This is a genomic window from Rubellimicrobium roseum (assembly GCF_006152145.1).
In the GTDB taxonomy this organism is placed as follows: Bacteria; Pseudomonadota; Alphaproteobacteria; order Rhodobacterales; family Rhodobacteraceae; genus Rubellimicrobium; species Rubellimicrobium roseum.
Genome location: NZ_VDFV01000039.1, coordinates 1 through 18,767, shown reverse-complemented (window position 1 = coordinate 18,767; position 18,767 = coordinate 1). Strand labels below are relative to the sequence as shown.

The 18,767-nt window shown below is 68.7% G+C and carries 20 protein-coding genes and 1 tRNA gene; 6 read left to right on the top strand and 15 right to left on the bottom strand.

Going from position 1 to position 18,767, the window contains the following annotated elements; translation table 11 throughout:
• Positions 1 to 30: 30 nt before the first annotated feature.
• The 4 genes from FHG71_RS17830 (at position 31) to FHG71_RS17815 (ending at position 4,444) form a co-directional block, all read left to right on the top strand.
• Positions 31 to 1,047 (top strand): amino acid ABC transporter substrate-binding protein, encoded by a 1,017-nt coding sequence (locus tag FHG71_RS17830; protein ID WP_139083054.1) that lies wholly within the window; start codon positions 31 to 33, stop codon positions 1,045 to 1,047.
• A 70-nt stretch (positions 1,048 to 1,117) separates the two neighbouring features.
• The gene (locus FHG71_RS17825) at positions 1,118 to 2,341 is read left to right on the top strand and encodes an amino acid ABC transporter permease (protein ID WP_139083053.1); all 1,224 of its coding nucleotides are present in this window, start codon (positions 1,118 to 1,120) and stop codon (positions 2,339 to 2,341) included.
• The gene (locus tag FHG71_RS17820) at positions 2,341 to 3,657 is read left to right on the top strand and encodes an amino acid ABC transporter permease (RefSeq protein WP_139083052.1); all 1,317 of its coding nucleotides are present in this window, start codon (positions 2,341 to 2,343) and stop codon (positions 3,655 to 3,657) included. Before FHG71_RS17825 ends, FHG71_RS17820 begins: the two co-directional genes overlap by 1 nt.
• Before the next feature lie 10 nt (positions 3,658 to 3,667).
• On the top strand, positions 3,668 to 4,444 hold the full coding sequence (locus FHG71_RS17815; protein ID WP_139083051.1) for an amino acid ABC transporter ATP-binding protein: 777 nt from the start codon (positions 3,668 to 3,670) through the stop codon (positions 4,442 to 4,444).
• Here FHG71_RS17815 and nfi read toward each other — a convergent pair.
• From nfi to rpmH, 11 genes are all read right to left on the bottom strand, one after another.
• Positions 4,441 to 5,133, bottom strand: a complete 693-nt coding sequence (gene nfi, locus FHG71_RS17810; protein WP_139083050.1) for a deoxyribonuclease V — start codon at positions 5,131 to 5,133, stop codon at positions 4,441 to 4,443. The genes FHG71_RS17815 and nfi overlap by 4 nt on opposite strands.
• A gap of 27 nt (positions 5,134 to 5,160) precedes the next feature.
• A complete protein-coding gene (locus tag FHG71_RS17805) occupies positions 5,161 to 5,664 on the bottom strand; it encodes a SixA phosphatase family protein (RefSeq protein WP_139083049.1) in 504 nt (167 codons plus the stop codon).
• Entirely contained in the window at positions 5,661 to 6,296 is a 636-nt protein-coding gene (locus FHG71_RS17800; protein WP_139083048.1) for a ferredoxin, read from the bottom strand. The genes FHG71_RS17805 and FHG71_RS17800 overlap by 4 nt, the downstream gene beginning before the upstream one ends.
• Positions 6,293 to 7,171, bottom strand: a complete 879-nt coding sequence (argB, locus tag FHG71_RS17795) for an acetylglutamate kinase (RefSeq protein WP_139083047.1) — start codon at positions 7,169 to 7,171, stop codon at positions 6,293 to 6,295. The genes FHG71_RS17800 and argB overlap by 4 nt, the downstream gene beginning before the upstream one ends.
• A gap of 13 nt (positions 7,172 to 7,184) precedes the next feature.
• The gene (gene yihA, locus FHG71_RS17790) at positions 7,185 to 7,835 is read right to left on the bottom strand and encodes a ribosome biogenesis GTP-binding protein YihA/YsxC (protein ID WP_139083046.1); all 651 of its coding nucleotides are present in this window, start codon (positions 7,833 to 7,835) and stop codon (positions 7,185 to 7,187) included.
• Positions 7,835 to 9,730 (bottom strand): membrane protein insertase YidC, encoded by a 1,896-nt coding sequence (yidC, locus tag FHG71_RS17785; RefSeq protein WP_139083045.1) that lies wholly within the window; start codon positions 9,728 to 9,730, stop codon positions 7,835 to 7,837. The genes yihA and yidC overlap by 1 nt, the downstream gene beginning before the upstream one ends.
• A 157-nt stretch (positions 9,731 to 9,887) precedes the next feature.
• Complete coding sequence (locus tag FHG71_RS17780; protein WP_139083044.1) at positions 9,888 to 11,381, bottom strand: putative bifunctional diguanylate cyclase/phosphodiesterase; 1,494 nt, start codon at positions 11,379 to 11,381, stop codon at positions 9,888 to 9,890.
• Positions 11,382 to 11,467: 86 nt separating this feature from the next.
• Positions 11,468 to 12,349: a tRNA 2-thiocytidine(32) synthetase TtcA gene (ttcA, locus tag FHG71_RS17775; protein WP_139083043.1), complete on the bottom strand. Its 882-nt coding sequence runs from the start codon at positions 12,347 to 12,349 to the stop codon at positions 11,468 to 11,470.
• A gap of 62 nt (positions 12,350 to 12,411) precedes the next feature.
• On the bottom strand, positions 12,412 to 12,633 hold the full coding sequence (gene yidD / locus FHG71_RS17770) for a membrane protein insertion efficiency factor YidD (RefSeq protein ID WP_139083042.1): 222 nt from the start codon (positions 12,631 to 12,633) through the stop codon (positions 12,412 to 12,414).
• Positions 12,630 to 12,998 (bottom strand): ribonuclease P protein component, encoded by a 369-nt coding sequence (rnpA, locus tag FHG71_RS17765; RefSeq protein ID WP_139083084.1) that lies wholly within the window; start codon positions 12,996 to 12,998, stop codon positions 12,630 to 12,632. The genes yidD and rnpA overlap by 4 nt, the downstream gene beginning before the upstream one ends.
• Entirely contained in the window at positions 12,989 to 13,123 is a 135-nt protein-coding gene (gene rpmH / locus FHG71_RS17760; protein WP_139083041.1) for a 50S ribosomal protein L34, read from the bottom strand. The genes rnpA and rpmH overlap by 10 nt, the downstream gene beginning before the upstream one ends.
• A 208-nt stretch (positions 13,124 to 13,331) precedes the next feature.
• On the opposite strand from rpmH, the gene FHG71_RS17755 reads away from it, so the two are divergent.
• Both FHG71_RS17755 and FHG71_RS17750 read left to right on the top strand, forming a co-directional pair.
• Positions 13,332 to 14,795 (top strand): sensor histidine kinase, encoded by a 1,464-nt coding sequence (locus tag FHG71_RS17755; protein ID WP_139083040.1) that lies wholly within the window; start codon positions 13,332 to 13,334, stop codon positions 14,793 to 14,795.
• 85 nt (positions 14,796 to 14,880) lie between these two features.
• A tRNA-Arg gene (locus FHG71_RS17750) sits at positions 14,881 to 14,957 on the top strand.
• A 188-nt stretch (positions 14,958 to 15,145) separates the two neighbouring features.
• On the opposite strand, the gene FHG71_RS17745 is transcribed toward FHG71_RS17750, so the two are convergent.
• From FHG71_RS17745 to FHG71_RS17730, 4 genes are all read right to left on the bottom strand, one after another.
• On the bottom strand, positions 15,146 to 16,012 hold the full coding sequence (locus FHG71_RS17745) for a YihY/virulence factor BrkB family protein (protein ID WP_139083039.1): 867 nt from the start codon (positions 16,010 to 16,012) through the stop codon (positions 15,146 to 15,148).
• A 517-nt stretch (positions 16,013 to 16,529) separates the two neighbouring features.
• Entirely contained in the window at positions 16,530 to 17,306 is a 777-nt protein-coding gene (locus FHG71_RS24015) for a cell wall hydrolase (protein WP_139083038.1), read from the bottom strand.
• A gap of 249 nt (positions 17,307 to 17,555) precedes the next feature.
• Entirely contained in the window at positions 17,556 to 17,918 is a 363-nt protein-coding gene (locus FHG71_RS17735; protein ID WP_139083037.1) for a hypothetical protein, read from the bottom strand.
• 154 nt (positions 17,919 to 18,072) lie between these two features.
• The coding region (locus tag FHG71_RS17730; RefSeq protein ID WP_246045503.1) for an OB-fold nucleic acid binding domain-containing protein at positions 18,073 to 18,767 on the bottom strand (695 nt) is incomplete at its 5' end.

The following is an 18,767-nucleotide window of genomic DNA, read 5'->3' as shown; positions in this document are numbered from 1 at the left end:
CGCCGCGCGCCACAACGGGAAGGACGACCCATGAAGAGATCCGTGGTCCTTGGCACGCTGGCGCTGGCCGGTCTCGCCGGGGCGGCGCAGGCGGCGACGCTCGACGACGTGAAGGCGCGCGACGCGCTGAACTGCGGCGTGAACCCGGGCCTGACCGGCTTCGCCGCGCCCAATGCAGAGGGCGTGTGGGAAGGCTTCGACGTCGACGTCTGCCGTGCCGTGGCCGCCGCCGTCCTGGGCGACGCGACCAAGGTCAACTACGTGCCGCTGTCAGGCGAGACGCGCTTCACGGCCTTGGCCGCGGGCGAGGTGGATCTGCTGGCGCGCAACTCCACCTGGACCTTCTCCCGCGACACCGACCTCAACCTCGACTTCGCCGGGGTCAACTACTACGACGGCCAAGGCTTCCTTGTGCCCAGCGCGCTGGGCGTGACATCGGCCACGGAACTGGACGGCGCCACCGTCTGCATCCAGACCGGCACCACGACCGAGCTGAACCTCGCGGACTTCTTCCGCGTCAACAATATCAGCTACACGCCCGTGCCGATCGCCAACGACGCCGAAGGACGGCAGCAGTACCTTGCGGGGGCCTGCGACACCTACACGACGGACGCCTCGGGCCTCGCCTCGGTGCGCACCACCTTCGAGAACCCCGAAGAGCATGTCATCCTGCCCGAGATCATCTCCAAGGAGCCGCTCGGGCCGGCCGTGCGCCATGGCGACAACGACTGGGCCGACATCGCGCGCTGGACGCTGAATGCGCTGATCGTGGCCGAGGAGCTGGGCGTCACCTCGGCGAACGTGGCCGAGATGGCCGCCGCCCCGACCGAGAACCCCGAGATCAATCGCCTCCTCGGCACCGAGGGCGAGATGGGCGCGATGATCGGGCTCGACAACCAGTGGGCGGTGCGTGCCATCGAGGCCACCGGCAACTACGGCGAGATCTTCGAGCGGCATCTGGGCGAGTCGACCCCGATCGGGCTGGCGCGCGGGCTCAACGCGCAGTGGACGAACGGCGGCCTTCTCTACGCGCCCCCCTTCCGCTGACACCTGAAGGAGGCGCCCCAGCGGGCGCCTCCGCCACATCCGAAGGCCGGGACAAAGGATCACGCCCCGCATGACCATCGCCGCCGAGCCGCCGCGACAGGGTTTCCGACCGAGCCAGCTCCTACAGGACTCCCGATACCGGGGCCTGACCATCCAGGTGATCGCGCTCGCGCTCCTTCTCGCGCTCATCGCCTTCCTCGTCCGCAACCTCGTCGTGAACCTCGCCGCGCTGGGCAAGGACTTCGACTTCGGCTTCCTGGGCAATCGCGCCGGCTACGACATCAACCAGGCGCTGATCCCCTACACCAACAACGACTCCCACGCCCGCGCCGCACTGGTGGGCATTCTCAACACGCTGCTGGTGGCGGCGCTGGGCTGCGTCACCGCCACGGTCGTGGGCGTGCTGGCGGGCGTGCTGCGGCTGTCCAAGAACTGGCTCGTGGGCCGTCTCATGACGGTCTATGTGGAGGCCTTCCGCAACGTGCCGCTCCTGCTGTGGATCGTGCTCGTCTACGCGGTCCTGAGCGAGTCGACCCCCGCCCCCGCCGCCTTCCGGGGCGAGGACGCTCAGGCCTCCAGGCTCTTCGGGCTGATCGCCTTCACCAATCGCGGCACCTACATCCCCTGGCCGGTCTGGGGCGAGGGCGCCGGGGTGCTGGGGATCGTGCTGCTCCTGTCCATCGCCGCCGCCATCGGTTGGCGCATCTACGCCCGCCGGCGGCAGGAGGCGACGGGTCGGCCCCTGCCGGTGCTCTGGGTCACGCTCGCCATCCTGGTGCTGCCCTTTCTCGTGGTCTTCGTGCTGCTGGGGGCCCCGGTCACGCTGGACGTGCCCACGGTGCGCGAGACGGGGATCGCCCGGTTCGACGGCGGGGTGAACGTGCTGAACTCGCTCGTCGCGCTCTGGATCGCGCTCGCGCTCTACACCGGCGCCTTCATCGCCGAGATCGTGCGCGCGGGCATCCTCTCCGTCTCCAAGGGGCAGACCGAGGCCGCCTTCGCGCTGGGCCTGCGGCCCGGGCGGACGATGCGGCTCGTGATCCTGCCGCAGGCGCTGCGCGTGATCGTGCCGCCGCTCATCTCGCAGTACCTCAATCTCACCAAGAACACCTCGCTCGCGGTGGCGGTGGGCTACGCCGACGTGCGCGCGACGCTGGGCGGCGTGACCATGAACCAGACGGGGCGCGAACTGGAAAGCATCCTTCTCCTCGGGCTCTTCTACCTGATCGTGAGCCTCATCATCTCGGGCGTATTGAACGTCTACAACCAACGCATCGCCCTCAAGGAGCGCTGATGTCCGATCTGCACTCCCAGACCGTCGCCTATTCGCGCGACACGATGCTGCCCCCGGTGCCGCCTCCGCGGCGCGAGGCGGGGGCGGTGCGCTGGCTGCGCGAGAACCTGTTCTCGGGGCCGCTCAACATCATTCTCACGATCCTGGCGATCTGGGTTCTCTGGCTCGCGCTGCGCGACGTCCTGCCCTGGGCCTGGCGTGGCATCTGGAACGCGGGCAGCATCAGCGAATGCCGCACGATCCGGGACCAGCTCTACGGCGAAGGCACCTCGGCCGCCTGCTGGGCGGTGATCCGGGCGCGCTGGCAGCAGCTCGTCTTCGGCTTCTACCCGGCCTCGGAGCTCTGGCGGCCGCCGCTGGCGCTGGTCGTGTTCCTTCTGGCCGTGCTGCCGATTCTCTTCGCGGACCTGCCCCGGCGGCTCCTGTGGCTGACCGCCGCCGCGCCTTTCCTGATCGTCTGGCTGCTCTGGGGCGGCCCGATCTGGGGACCCGTCGCCGTGGCGCTGGGCTTCGGGTTGGGATGGCTGGCCTGGAGGATCGTGGCGCGGGCGGGCGGTCCGCTGCTGGGCGCGGTCGCTGCCATCCTGGTGCCGGTCCTGTACTGGATCTTCGTCGACGCGCCTTTGACCGCCGCGCTGGCCCGCATTCTGCCCATCGGGCTCACGCCCGTCCGGTCGTCCGACTTCGGCGGCTTCACCCTCTCCATCGTCATCGGCCTGTCGGGCATCACGCTGTCGCTGCCGCTGGGCATCCTCTTGGCCCTGGCCCGGCGGTCCGAGATGTTCATCATCTCCAAGGTTGCCGTGATCTACATCGAGGTGATCCGTGGCGTGCCGCTGATCGTCTGGCTTCTCGTGGCGCAGGTGCTCCTGAACTACTTCCTGCCCAGCGGCACCAACTTCGACATCCTGCTCCGGGTCATCATCATGGTGACGCTCTTCTCCTCGGCCTACATCGCCGAGGTGATCCGGGGCGGGCTCGCTGCACTGCCGCGCGGGCAGTACGAGGCCGCCGATGCGTTGGGCCTGGGCTACTGGCAGGCCATGCAACTCATCGTTCTGCCGCAGGCGCTCAAGATCTCCATCCCCGGAATCGTCAACAGCTTCATAGGCCTGTTCAAGGACACGACGCTGGTCTCGATCATCTCGCTTTTCGATCCGATGCGGATGTCGTCGACCATCCGTGCCACGACCGAATGGGGGGGCATCTACTGGGAGCTCTACATCTTCGTGGCGGCGGTGTTCTTCGTCTTCTGCTTCGCCATGTCCCGCTATTCCATGTGGCTCGAGCAGCGGCTCGAGCGCAGCCACCGCTAGGAGCCTGCCCATGACCGACGCCGCGCTCGCCTCCGCCCCGCCTGTCTCGGACGAGGTCGCCGTCCAGATCACCGGCATGAACAAATGGTACGGCCAGTTCCACGTGCTGCGCGATATCAACCTGACCGTCACGCGCGGCGAGCGGATCGTGATCTGTGGGCCCTCGGGCTCGGGCAAGTCGACGCTGATCCGCTGCATCAACCGGCTGGAGGAGCACCAGTCCGGCCACATCGTCGTCGACGGGACGGAGCTGACCTCGAACCTGCGCAACATCGACAAGGTGCGCTCCGAGGTCGGGATGGTGTTCCAGCACTTCAATTTGTTCCCGCACCTGACGGTGCTGGAGAACTGCACGCTCGCGCCTATGTGGGTCCGCAAGATTCCCAAGCGCGAGGCCGAAGCGACGGCCATGGAATTTCTCGAGAAGGTCCGCATCCCCGAGCAGGCGGGCAAGTATCCCGGCCAGCTCTCGGGCGGGCAGCAGCAACGAGTGGCCATCGCCCGCTCGCTCTGCATGCGGCCCAAGATCATGCTCTTCGACGAGCCGACCTCGGCGCTGGACCCCGAGATGATCAAGGAGGTGCTCGACACCATGATCGAGCTGGCGCGCGAGGGCATGACCATGCTCTGCGTGACCCACGAGATGGGCTTCGCGCAGGCGGTGGCGAACCGCGTGATCTTCATGGACCAGGGCCAGATCGTGGAGCAGAACACGCCCCGCGAGTTCTTCAACAACCCGAGATCCGATCGCACCAAGCTCTTCCTGAGCCAGATCCTGGGGCACTAGGTCCCGTCGAGGAGGTCGGGCCCGCGCTCGAAGGCCCCCGCCGCGTTGTGGGCGAGGCGGATGGGTTCGGGCAGGCGGAACCTGGGCGAGCAGCGCATCACCAGGTCGATGGCCGAAGGCAGGTCGATCAGGTGGCCGGGCGAGACGAAGACCGGGTTCGTCCCCGCACGGGTCCGCAGCGCGGCGCCGATCACCTCTCCCTTGTCCATCAGCGGCGCCCAGGCGCCCTTCTCAGGCGGCACCGGCTCGTGGCGCCCCGTCAGCCGCGTCTTGGCGCTGCCCACGGTCGGCCGGCTGAGCCAGAGGCCCATGTGGCTCGCGATGCCGATGCGGCGGGGATGGGCGATGCCGTTGCCGTCGAAGAGGAACAGGTCGGGCTCGGTCGTCAGGCTCTCGAAGGCCTCCTCCAGCACCGGCCCCTCGCGGAAGGACAGGAGCCCCGGCACATAGGGGAACGGCGTGGGGCGCATCGCCCGGGCGACATCGACGACGCGGAAGTCGGGAAAGCTCGCCACGACCACGGCCGCCTGCGAGACGTTCTCCTTCACGCTCACGTCCACCCCGGCGATCAGCCGCAGGCCCGCGAGGTCGAAGGGCCGGTCGGCCACGACCTCGGCGCGCAGCTCCTGCTGGAGCGCGACGGCTTCGGACGGCGTGAGATCCCAACGGTGGCGATGATCGAGACGCATGGGCCGGAGCCTAGCGCGACGGCGCGTTCAGCCCAGGTCGGCGGGGATGGCGAAGGCCCGCACGTCGCCCCGGCCTTCGCTGATGGCGAACCAGCTTTCGGCCTCGAAGGCGAGCGCAGCCACCGAGGCCGTCGGATAGTCCTCCCAGCGGGGATGATCCGGGGCGCGCCGGGCCAGCCGCGCCGCCAGCGCCCCGATGCCGGGATTGTGCCCGACAAGCGCGACCGTGTCGCTGCGCGCCTCCTCCAGCACGGCGAGCATCGCCTCGGGCGTGGCGTGGTAGAGCTCGCGCCGGAAGGAGGCGGGGGGAGAGGAGGGCCATTCCGGCTGCATCAGCTCCAACGTCTCGCGCGTGCGCCGGGCGTCCGAGCAGAGCACCTCGGCGGGCGCGAGTCCCTGCTCAACGATCCAGCGTCCCATGCGCGGAGCGTCGCGACGGCCCCGGTTGTTCAGGGGCCGCTCATGGTCGGGAAGCCCCGGGTCGCCCCAGTCGGACTTGGCGTGGCGGATGAGCAGGAGCCGCAGGGTCATGGCCGGTGGAACGCCTTCATGTGGAACGCCGACTGGGCAAGCTCGCGGCGGCCCGCCTCTACTGGGCAGGCGCGGCGCACGCGGCAACCCTGCAGGCAATCCGCTCTCTTGTCGAGGAAGGCGTGGCAGGCCGGCACGTCGTAGCCCGCTTCCGTGAGCGCCCCCACCGGGCAGGCCCGGCGGCAGGGCGCGTCGCAGGCGTCGCAGGGACGCGCGGCGGCGGGGGGCGGCGCCTCCTCCTCCAGCGCTACCGCGCCCCGATAGGAGATCCAGAGACCCGCCGTGTCATGGACGAGGAGCCCGACCGGCGAAGGCCAGGCCCGGCCCGAGCGCCGGGCCCAGTCGGTGAAGGGGCGCCAGGGTGGGCCACCGAAGGGGAAGGCCGCCTTGGAGCCGATCGCGCAGGCCAAGCGCCCGATCACCCGTCGCGACCAGCGGTCCAGCGGGTCGGGCCGTCCGTCCCCGGCCTCGGGCGAGGCGGCGAAGATCGGCCAGAATCTCGGCTCGTCCGGCGACAGGAGCGCCACCGAACGGAAGCGAGCAGGCAGGCCGTCCTCGGGCCGCAGGGGCGCGAGGCCCGAGACGAAGAGACCCTGCGCTTCCGCCGCCTCGGCCAGCGCCTGCTGGCTCACCGCCGCTTGGGCCAGCTTTCGGGCGCGGTGCCGCGGATGATGGTGCCCGCGCCATGGTCGGTGAAGAGCTCCACCAACGCCGCGTTGGGCAGCCGTCCGTCGAGGATCACCACCGCCTTGACGCCCTGCTCGATGGCGGAGAGCGCCGTCTCGACCTTTGGAATCATGCCGCCCTTGATAGTGCCGGCCCCGATCATGTCGCGCGCGCGCTCGGAGGAGAGCTGGTTCACCACCTCGCCGGTCTCGTCCTTGACGCCCGCGACGTCCGTGAGCAGCAGCAGCCGGTCGGCCTGCAGCGCCCCGGCGATGGCCCCGGCAGCGGTGTCGCCGTTGACGTTGAAGGTCTCGTTCTCGGCCATGCCGGTCGCCACGGGGGCCACCACGGGGATGATCCCCGCCTCGTAGAGGTCGCGCAGCACCTGCACGTTCATCTCGACGGGGCGTCCGACGAATCCGAGTTCCGGGTCGTCCGCCTCGCAGACCATGAGGTCGTCGTCCTTGCCCGACAGCCCCACCGCGCGCCCGCCCGCGTCGTTGATCGCCTGCACGATGCGCTTGTTGACAAGGCCCGACAGGATCATCTCCACCACCTCGACGGTGGCCTTGTCGGTCACGCGCTTGCCGCGCACGAAGCTCGATTCGATGCCCAGCTTGTCCAGCATGGCGTTGATCATCGGTCCGCCGCCATGCACGACCACCGGGTGGATGCCCACCATGCGCAGCAGCACCATGTCCGAGGCGAACTGCGCCATGGCTGAGTCGTCGCCCATGGCGTTGCCGCCGAACTTCACCACGACCACGGCGTCGGAATATTTCTGAAGGTAGGGGAGGGCCTCGCTCAGCGTGCGGGCGGTGGCGATCCAGTCGCGCTTCATGAGGGTCCTTTCGTCAGGCGATGCCGGCGATGATGGCCCGGAGCGTGGCGATCCCCTCGCCGGTCTCGGACGAGGTCACCACGAGTTCGGGATAGGCTGCCGGGTGCTTCTGCAGCGCGCCGCGGACCTGTTCAAGGACCTTGGCCCGGTCGCGCGGCCCGATCTTGTCGACCTTGGTCAGCACGGCCTGGAAGGTCACGGCCGACTTGTCGAGAAGGGTCAGAATCTCTTCGTCCACGGCCTTCACGCCGTGGCGCGCGTCGATCAGCACGAAGGCGCGGCGCAGGGTCTGGCGCCCCTGGAGGAATGATTTCAGGAGAGCCTGCCACTTCGCCACCACCGCGACCGGCGCCTCGGCGTAGCCGTAGCCGGGCAGGTCCACGAGATAATGGCTTTCGCCCAGCGTGAAGTAGTTGACCTCTTGGGTCCGCCCCGGCGTGTTAGAGGCGCGGGCCAGGCTCTTGCGTCCGGTGAGCGCGTTGATGAGCGAGGACTTGCCCACGTTGGACCGGCCGGCGAAGCAGACCTCCGCCCGGTCGGCGGGGGGCAGGCCGCTCATGGCGACCACGCCCTTCAGGAAATCCACAGGACCCGCGAAGAGGAGCCGCCCTGTTTCCAGGGCGGCTTCGTCGGGCATCTCGGCCTCGGGAAAGGGCAGGGCCATCACTTGCCCTTGCGCGGCGGCTCGGAGGAGGCGGGCTTGGGCGTCCTCCTCAGGCTCTCGCGGATGTTGCCGAAGATGTCGGGCTTGGAGCCGTGGCTCCGCATGATGATGTACTGCTGGGCGAACGTGATGAGGTTGTTCGCGATCCAGTAGAGCACGAGGCCCGATGCGAAGCTGCCCAGCATGAACATGAAGATCCAGGGCATCCACGCGAAGACCGCCTTCTGCGCCGGGTCGGTGGGCTGCGGGTTCAGCTTCTGCTGGAGCCACATCGAGATGCCGAGGCAGATCGGCAGCACGCCCAGCGCGAAGAGGTGCAGGAAGGTGCCGGGCTCGGGCGAGCCCCAAGGCAGCAGCCCGAAGAGGTTGATGATCGAGGACGGGTCGGGCGCCGAAAGGTCGCGGATCCAGCCGATCCAGGGCGCGTGGCGCAGCTCGAGGGTGACGAAGATCACCTTGTAGAGCGAGAAGAAGATCGGGATCTGGATCAGGATCGGCAGGCACCCGGAAGCCGGGTTCACCTTGTTGTCCTTGTAGAGCTTCATCATGCCTTGCTGGAGCGCCATCCGGTCGTCGCCGACCTTCTCCTTGAGCTTCTCCATCTCGGGCTGCAGCTCGCGCATGCGCGCCATCGAGGCGTAGGACTTCCATGCGAGCGGCAGCACCAGGGCCTTGATGACCAGCGTCAGGCCGATGATCGCCCAGCCCATGTTGCCGATCAACTCGTGCAAGTGGTGCAGCAGCCAGAACATCGGCTTGGTGAGGAAGAAGAACCAGCCCCAGTCGATCGAGTCGATGAAGCGGTCGATGCCCAGGTCGTTCTGGTAGGCGCGGATGGTTTCCCATTCCTTGGCGCCGGCGAAGACCATGGTGCCGTAAGTCAGGCTCGCCCCCGGGGCGACGGTCTGGGCGTCCTTGCGGGCGAGCGTCTGGTAGGTTTCGCTGCCCGGAAGGTAGCGCGCGACCGAGCGGAAGTCGGTGCCCGGCTCGGGGATGATGGTGGTCATCCAGTACTTGTCGGTGAAGCCCACCCAGCCATTCTCGGAGACCGGGACCACCTCCTGGCGCGAGCCGTCCTCGGCCGGGTCCAGGTCGACCAGGTCGGGGTAGTCGATCTCCTGCAGCTCGCCGTCCGACATCCGGACGACGCCCTCGTGCAGGATGAAGTTGGCCGGCGTCTCCTCGCGCCCGTCGCGGGCGATGAAGGCGTAGGGCGACAGCGTGACGGCCGCCTCGCCGCTGTTGGCGACGGTGTCGGTGACGGTGAACATAAACTTCTCGTCCACTGCGATCTCGCGCGTGAAGACGAGGCCCTGGCTGTTGTCCCAGGTGAGCGTCACCGGCGCTTCGGGCGTCAGCGTGGCCACGAGATCGGTCGTGGCGGCCTCGCCGTCGGCGGCCGCCTCGGGTTCGGGGGCTGGCGCCGGGGCGCCCGAGGCCAGCGTCCAGACCGTGTCGGGACCGGGCACGGCATCCGCGGCGACGCCTTCGCCCGCGGTCCAGCCGTTGACGACGTAGTAGGGGAACTCCGAGCCAGCCGGCGTCAGGAGCTGCACCAGCTCGGGGCTGTCGAGCGTCACGCGATAGCCCTTGAGCGACAGGTCGTCGAGGCGCGCGCCCTGCAGCGACAGGGAGCCGGTGACGGAAGGCGTGTCGATGGCCACGCGCGCGGCCTCCGTCACGGCGCCCGCGCCTTCCTCGGCGATGTCCGCGTCGACCGCTCCGGCCTCGCCCGCGTCGGGGGCGGCAACGGCTTCGGGTACCTCCCGTGCCGTCACCGCCTCGGGGTCGGGCGAGGGCGCCTGCTCGGGCGGCGGAAAGATGATGAACCATACCAGGATGACGAGGAAGCTGAGTGCCGTCGCCAGGAGGAGGTTCTTGTTCTGGTCGTCCATGGGAGCGTCCCCGCCGCAAGATATCCGGCTGCTTCAAGACCCGAGTGCGCCAAAGGTCAAGCGCTTTTCCCTGCGCGGCAAGGCCGCAGGGTCGGGTCGGGCGGTCCCTGGGGCGCCTCCCCCCGCGTGAAGCTGCGGCCCTTACGGGCCGGCAGGCTCAACCAACCCGTCGGAGCACCTGCGCCTCCGCCGCCCCGCGCGAGGCAATCCAGCCGATCGTTTCAACGAAGGGCATGGGCCGCGCGATCCCGAAACCCTGTAGATGCCCGCAGCCCAGTTGTTCGAGCATCGCGCGTTCTTCCGGCGTCTCCACGCCTTCGGCCAAGGTGTCGATCCCGAGCCGGTCGGCCATGGTCAGGATGGCCGCCACCATGCGCTGCTGCTCGGGGTCCTCGTCGATGCGGGTGACGAAGCTGCGGTCGATCTTGATGCGTTCGATGGAGAGGCGCCGAATGGACGTGATCGAGGCATGGCCTGTCCCGAAGTCGTCCAGGTCGAGGCAGCAGCCCAGCCGCGCGAGCCCCGCGAGATTGCGGACCACCATGTCGTCCGAGCGCGAGGCGACCACCGTCTCGAGCACCTCGACCACGAGCCGGTCCGGGGTCAGGTCGAAGCGGTCGAGCTCCCACCCGATCCGGTCGAGGAGACGCGGGTCGCAGAGCTCCGCGCTGGAGAAGTTGACGCCGACCCGGGGGACATGGAGGCCCTGCGACTCCCAGTCGCGCAGGGCCGTCAGTGCTTCCCGCAGCATCACCTCGCCCAGCCGGATCATCTGGCCAGCCTGTTCGATGGCCGGGAGGAACTCGGCCGGTGGAATCAGGCCGCGGATGGGATGCTGCCAGCGCGCCAGCGTCTCGAAGCCCGTGAGCGTGCCATCCCGCGCCGAAAGCTGCGGCTGGAAATGCCCCCGGATCTCGCCGCGCTCGAAGGCGTGCGCCACCTCCTGCACCAGCGCTCCGCGCGTCTCCACGCGGGCGCGCATCGCCTCGGAGTAGCTGCGGATGGCGGCCGGGCCGCTGCGCTGCGCCTCGATCAGGGCGACGGTGGCGGCGCGAAGCAGCGCCTCGCCCGTGGGGGAGGGCAGGCGCCGGGGCAGCGCGAGCCCGAGGGACAAGGTCGGCTGCAGGTTCGCGTCCCCCAGGGCCACCGGCTCGGACAGGGTGCGCTGGACGCGCCCGGCCATCTGCAGGGCCGCCTCCAGGTCCAGGTCTCCCGCCGGCTCCAGCGCGACCGCGAACGCCGGACCCTCCAATCGGGCGGGCGTCCCAGCGCCCAGCAGGGCCTGGCCCAGCCGGTCCTCTGTCACGCGCAGGAGCGTCTCGATGGCGGCACGGTCGTGCTCGGCCTCGATCTGCCGAAAGCGGTCGATCTCGATCACCAGGGCGGCCGTCGGGGCGCCGCGCCGCAGGGCGACGTCGAGCGCCGCCACGACATCGGTGCGCAGGGCGAGCTTGGTCCGCCCCGCCGCGAAGTCCGGCAGCGCGACCCGTGGCGCGATGGCCTTGGCGGCCGCCCAGGCCAGAAGCAGCGCCGCCACCCCCAAAGATCCCCCCAGCGCGAAGGCCCCCGGGCCGAGGATCGCCAGTGGCCCTGCCCCGGTCCGCCGGCACGAGCGGAGCATCTGCATGTTCATTCGGGCGGCCAGCGACATCGTTCCCCTCGTGCCGGACCGGATGGGACAGGCGAATCCGTCCGCGGCCAGCACGCGGAGGTTGTCACCGAAAGGTGACCATCCCGTTAACGCAGGCGAGGGACCTCCGGGATGTCCGGTTCGGGCCCGCTCTCGGCCAAGGGCGCGAGCCCGACGAAATCGAAGAGATCGGGGTCCAGGAGATGCGAGGGCCGCACCTGCGTCAACGCCCGGAACATCTTCTGCCGACGGCCGGGAACCTTGCGCTCCCACTCGTCGAGCAGCGCCTTGACCTGCATCCGCTGCAGGCCCTCCTGGCTGCCGCAGAGGTCGCAGGGGATGACGGGATAGGCCATCGCGCGGGCGAAGCGGTCGCAGTCGGCCTCGGCCACATGGGCCAGCGGGCGCAGCACCAGAAGGTCGCCCTCCTCGTTGCGCAGCTTGGGCGGCATCGTCGCCAGCCGGCCGCCGTGAAAGAGGTTGAGGAAGAAGGTCTCCAGGATGTCGTCGCGGTGATGCCCCAGCACGACGGCTTGGCAGCCCTCCTCGCGGGCGATGCGGTACAGGTTGCCCCGCCGCAGCCGCGAGCAGAGCGAGCAGTAGGTCTTGCCCTGCGGGATCTTGGCGGTGACGACGGAATAGGTGTCTTGGTACTCGATCCGGTGGGGCACCTTCATGCGGGACAGGAACTCGGGCAGGACGGTTGCCGGAAAGCCCGGCTGCCCCTGGTCGAGGTTGCAGGCCAGAAGCTCCACGGGCAGCAGGCCGCGCCACTGCAACTCGTGCAGGATGGCGAGCAGCGTATAGCTGTCCTTGCCGCCCGACAGGCAGACGAGCCAGCGCGCGCCCGGCGTCACCATGCCGTAGGCGTCGATGGCCTCGCGCACGTCCTGCACGAGGCGCTTGCGCAGCTTGCGGAACTCGGTCGTCTTCGGGGCTCCGAAGAAGAGCGGATGGATGTCGTCGGGCGCGTCGGTGTCGTCCAGCATGGGGCCGACCTAGCCGCTTTGGCGCCCTGCGCCAAGGGGAGGGACCGCCGCAGCCCGGCCCGTCAGTCCGGGACGTTGTCGATGCCCGAGCCGCCCCAGGGATGGCAGCGCGCGATGCGCCGCAGCGCGAGCCAGCCGCCCCGAGCCGCGCCGTGCCGCTCCAGCGCCTCCAACGCATAGGCCGAGCAGGTGGGGTGATACCGGCAGTTCCGGCCCAGAAGGGGCGACAGGACGAGCCGATAGGCCCGGACAGGCATCGCCAGAAGACGGGCCGCCGGTGTCACGCCGGGTCCGCGGGGCCACGATGCACGCGAGCGAGGGCACGCGAGAGATCGGCCAGAAGCTGGGCGAACGGCAGGGCGGCGGTGGCCTCGGGGCGGCCGATCAGGACATAGTCCCAGCCTTCACGGCCCTCGGCCGGCAGGACGGCGCGCGCCACCTCGCGCAGCCGGCGCTTGGCGCGGTTGCGGGCGACGGCGTTGCCCACCTTCTTGGAGCAGGTGAAGCCTACCCGTAGGCCTTCGGCCTCGCCCTCGGCGCGGCGGCGCGCCTGAAGAGTGAAGCCGGGCGTCGAGGCGCGCGCGGCACTGGCGGCGCGCAGGAAGTCCGCGCGCCGGGCCAAGACCTGCGCGGGGCCGATCAGGCGCAGAGGACCTTGCGGCCGCGGGCGCGGCGGCGGTTCAGGACCGCGCGGCCGCCCTTGGTGGCCATGCGGGCGCGGAAGCCGTGACGGGCCTTGCGGACGCGGTTCGAGGGTTGGAAGGTGCGTTTCATGTCGCGAACTCCTGCGATGGCAGCGCGCGACAGGGCCTCGGGGACCCGCGCGCAATAATTGAAGCCCGGCTCATAGTGGCCGGGCCTGCGGCTGTCAACGCGCCGCATGGCAATTCGCGGACCCACTTCCCATCTGTCGGGTTATGTCCGCACGGCATACACGAATCCGCGAGCGTTCCGCGAGGGAGCGCCAGGTGGGGGGCCCGGAATGCTGAACTCGCTGTCAGGGCGCTTCCTGATGCTGACGGCGGCCTTCGTCCTGTTGGCGGAGGTTCTTATTTTCGTGCCTTCCGTGGCCCGGTCCCGCGTGAACTACCTCGAGCTGCGGCTGGAGGCGGCGCAGATCGCCTCGCTGGCCAAGCTCGCCGCCGATTCGCTGGACGAGCCGGTCGAGCAGGAGCTCCTGCGCAACGCGGGCGTCTACAACGTGGTGCTGCGCCGCGACGAGGTGCGCCAGCTTGCGCTCTCCTCGCCCATCCCCGAGCCGATCCATGCCACCTACGACCTGCGCGACCGATCGGCCGCCACGCTGATCCGCGACGCGCTGGCGACGCTGGCCGATTCGCAGGACCGCATCATCCGCGTGATCGGCAGCCCCGTGCAGCAGGGGGGCGAGCTGATCGAGATCACGCTCGACCAGCAGCCGCTGCGCCGGGCCATGATCGAGGACGGGCTGCGGGTGCTGGCGCTCTCGGCCGTCATCACCATCCTGACGGCGGCGCTTTTGTTCCTGGCGGTGCGCGTGCTGATGGTGCGTCCCATCGCCCGCGTGGTGGGCCACATGCGCGCCTATGCCGAGGCGCCCGAGGACGCGCGCCGCATCATCGTCCCGGACGCCTCGGTGACCGAGCTGCGCGAGGCCGAGGAGGCGCTCCAGTCGTTACAGACGCAGCTCACGGGCGCACTGCGGCAGCGGGCACGGCTGGCGCAGCTGGGCAGCGCCGTCGCCAAGATCAGCCACGACCTGCGCAACATCCTGGCCTCGGCACAGCTTTTCGCTGACCGGCTGGAGGAGACCGAGGACCCGCACGTGCGGCGGATGGGGCCCAAGATCGTGGCGTCGCTCTCGCGCGCGATCTCGCTCTGCGAGGCGACCCTCGCCTTCGGCCGCGTCGAGGAGCCGCCGCCGCGGCTGACGCGCGTGCCGCTCGCGGCCATCGTGTCCGAGATCGTGGACGGCGAGAGGCTCGCGGCCGGCGAGTCCGACATCTCCTTCTCCGAGGACATCCCGGCGGGCCTCACCGTGCGGGCCGACGGCGAGCAGCTCTACCGCGTGATCCTGAACCTCGTACGCAACGCGCGCCAGGCCATCGCCGCCAGCGGCAAGGCCGGCGAGATCGGCCTTTCGGCCGAGGAGGACGACGAGGCCTGGTGGATCTTCGTGGCCGATACCGGCCCGGGCCTGCCCCCCAAGGCGCGCGAGCATCTGTTCCAGGCCTTCCAGGGCGGCGCCAGCAAGGGCGGCACGGGCCTGGGCCTCGCCATCGCGGCCGAGATCGTGCGCGGGCATGGCGGGCGGCTCGAGCTGCGCCGGTCGGACGCGCAGGGGACGGAGTTCGCCATCCGCTTGCCCAAGGAGAACGCCCAGCTCGCGCCCCTGCCGCCCTTGGAAGGAGAGCGGGAGGCGGACAACACGCCCGGTTCCCCACGCGGCGCCGAGGCCGCCGAATAGGCGGACCCGACGGCAAGAACGGAAATCTGCGGGAAGGCCCTTGCCACGCCCGGTGGGCAACGGTAGATGAGCCTCACTCTGCCGCGCGCTGGTAGCTCAGTTGGATAGAGTACTTGACTACGAATCAAGGGGTCGGGGGTTCGAATCCTCCCCAGCGCGCCAGAGTTTCCTAAGAAGTGTTTGCTCACGTTAGACTTTTATCGGTCCCGTGTGTGGGCTTCCCCCTAGGCTTCCCCCATAATTGAAGGCGTATGGCGCTGGTACTGGCTGCGCCGTCGATCGTCAGCCGACGTCGCTCTAGGCAGGCGTTCGCGACAGCCGGTTCGAGCCACCCGTGCTCGCGCTTTTCCTCATGCCTCGGGTTGATGGTTTCGAATGCGGGTCCCATGGGACTCTGCGAAAGCCTTCGTGAACTCGGCGCCGAAAAGCAGGATCAGGGAGGAGTAGTAGATCCAAAGCAGGATCGTGAAGAAAGATGCCGCCGCCCCATAGCTTGAGGCGATGCCGCTCTGGCCGATGTAGATGCCGATCAGGACCTTGCCCACCGTGAAGAGGAGTGCGGTGACGAGCGCCCCGATCGCCACGTCCCGCCAGGTCAGCGCCACGTTCGGCAGCACCCGGAAGATCATCGCGAAGAGCGCCGCGGCGATGGCGAAGGAGACGAGGCGGTTGAGCCAGCCCAGAAGCGTGATCGCCTGTGTGAAACGCCCCTCGAGATAAGTTCGTCCCGCCGCCAGGCCGGCGTCGATCGCGAGCGAAACCAAGAGCAGGAAGCCCACGCCCACGACGACACCCAGGCTCAGGACGCGGGTGCGCAGGACGCCCCGGAGCCCCGTCGCGGCGGGCGGCACCTTCCAGATCAGGTTGAGGTCGTCCTGCAGCTCGCCAATGGCGCCGGTGGCGACTACCAAGAAGATGAGAAGGCCCACGGTGGTGCCGAGGATGCCCGAGCCTAGATCGCCGGCGTTGGCAATGAGTGCCTCCACGGCTTGGGCCGCCTCCTGGCCCAGCGCCCCGGTGAGCTCGCCCACCAATGCGCCCTGCGCGGCCTCCCGCCCGAAGACCAGGCCTGCCACGCTGATCGCTACAAGGAGCATCGGCGCCATCGAGAAGAGCATAAAGTAGGAGATGGAGCCCCCGAGGCTCATGGCCCGGTCGTTCCACCAGCCAAGAGCCGCAACCCGGAACAGACGGGGCAAGTCGAGGACGAGGTTCATGTATCTCTTTCGTGTGGCAACCCGGGACGACCCTTCGGATCAGCACCTAAAGCCTTGGCGTGATGCGGCCAGCACGGGGAACCGCGAGTCCGACACGCCCCCAGGCGCCTCATCTTACTATGGGCTTGAAATAGGAGCTGAACGCTCCGAAACTGTTCAGGGCGAATTCTCTATCCCGAGATCGTTGGCGCGGCCCTCCTTGGCACGAGCTTCGCACCGCCAAGATCTTCTCGCCACGCACGCATTCGGGCGTAGACTTGGCCGCCGAGTTTCTACTTGCGATGCGTTTTGGCTCTTCGGCTTTGTCGACGTGGTCCAATGGGCGAGATCGCTGACCCGCCCCGGCCCGGGCTACCCTTACTCTGACACGACCTCGTCGTTCTCTTCGACCAGTTCCGGGCCGCTTGGAAGATCCTTGTGGCAGTGGACCGGACCGTGGAAGCCTTTGCTCATGCCATTGAGCAGTCGCGACTTTCCTTTCTAGTCACCATCATCTGAGACTTGAAGCTCTGAACGGTCAGCCCTGTGTTGTCGGATCGACAAAGAAGATATGGTCGTTGATCCGGATGACCTGATCCATGGCCTCATTCCACTCGGGGTCCACAGCTGGCGTGTGGTAGTGGTCGGCCAAGCCGACCATGGCACTTGGTCCATGATCGAGGGCCTCTTGGGCCATCTCCAAGGCGATGGACCAGGCCTCGTCTTTAGGGATGGTCGGATAGCTGCCGTCCTCCGAGAAGAAGGAGAACTGGACGGGAACCACGACCTCGCACGGGCTGGCGCCCCAGCGCTTGGGCTCTCGCGTCCGGTTGAGGATCACCGAGGCCACGGCGAGTTGGCCTTCGAGCGGCTGGTTGCGCGCCTCGTGATAGACCGCGACAGCGATGCATAGGAGATCGGTGGCGCCGGCGAGCTGTTCGGGCGGGTCGGGGACGAGGAGATCGGCGGGCCGAAGCATCGGGCCGAATGTCGGGTCGCCCACACGTGCGACCAGAGGACCTTTGGCCCAGAAGCGGCGGGGTTGCGGGCGGAGGGCCGGTTCGTCGGGCCGCGCCACGGGCCTGACCTGCGGATGACGGACCGGCACAGCCTGGGGCGGGACTAGGCTCACGACGGAGGAGACCTTGTCTGCCCTATGTCGCTGGAGCGGGTGCCGATCTGATGGACGAGAGGTGTCGTGGGTCGGCGCCGCGGATTCTAGAACCGAAGCCTCTGGGGGCGAGCTGATCGTCACGAGGGCAAGACTGATCAGCGCCATGCTGAGGGCGGCGACAAGGGACAGGGTTTGGGCCATGGCAAGCCTCCGGTTCCGGTTGAACCCGCCTCCTGCCCTCGGTTGTTCTTGGACCCGCGCGTCGAGGAGCGAGGGTCGTCACGCATCGGCGTATCAGCCCGACAGCCGCACCGTCGCCGCACAGCGGACGAGCGATGCCTGGGGCCGAATAAATGACGTATCGCGGGACATTCGACTGGCCCGTCTTGCGGGTCACTCCAGCTCTGATCGTTGCGGAACAGCAACAGACGCAGTCCTCCGCTCTTTGCGTCAGAGCAGTGGTGTGCCCGCGGAGAGCAGCATCGCGGCGACCGCTACCATCGGCCACCAAGCCATGGTGAGGCGACGGTGATGGGTATTCTGCCGCACCGGGCGAGTTGGAAGCACAGGACGGAGCATTCTTGGCAAACCCTTGTGCTTGGCCAAGAGTTCCGGGCCGGACAGTCGCGGCCGATACTCGGCGAAGATGACCTGAGGTTTACCAGAAGCCGTCGGCAGCGTGGGAAGGTCAGGAGATGAGCGCGGCGGTTCTGCCCGGTTCGCGGGAACCCCTATCCACTGCTGAACTAGACGCTCACCGGCGGGCCACGCCAGATCCAGACGGGCACGTGGCAACCCGCCGAAGTCGCTCATGTCAGTCTATTCCGTTCGAAGAGACTAGGCATGGAACCTCCCGTCTGCGCATCCACAACTCACACGATAGTGATTCGGTTTCCAGCGAACCTAGGGGAGATTGAACGAACGCTTCACGGACCTGTCCATCTCGACCTAGATCTCTCCTCTGGTTTCAGCGGAAGTCCCGGGGCCTGAGCCGGATCGCCTTGGGCGAGACATCGGAAGTGCTGTCACACCCCCTCGGGGCAGATCGCGCGGCTGTGTTGGCTCTGTGCATATCGCTGTAACCTGACTTGTTGGCCGGCTCACCTCTAAGCCCGCCCGCATCCCGTTTGCCCAAGCTGTCCAAGAGGTCGGACATGTCATGCAACCGGCGCGCGACGATGTGGACCACCTCGCCCTCGCGCTGCACCTGGCCCTCGACCCCGAGCAGGCGAGCGCCCAGCACAATTCGTCGGCTTGCCTCGAAGAGTTGCGGCCAGATCACCAAGTTGGCCACGCCGGTCTCGTCCTCGAGGGTGATGAAGAGCACGCCCTTTGCCGAGCCCGGCTTCTGGCGCACCAGCACGATCCCGGCCAGGCGCACGGGGCTCCGGTCGCGCCGGGCGGTGGCCTCCGCGCAGGTGAGGAGGCGCCAGCGTCGAAGGTCCTCGCGCAGGAACGCGAGCGGGTGAGCCCGCAAGGTCAGTCCCACATGCCCGTAGTCCTCGACGACCTCCCGCCCGGCCGTCATGGGCCGGAGTGCCACTGGCGGCTCGACGATCTCGGGGGCGTAGGCCATGGAGCCGGCATCGTCGTCTTCATCCACCTTTCGCGCCTGAGCGGCCGCGAAGAGCGGCAGCGGCTCGTCCCCGAGCGCCCGGACCG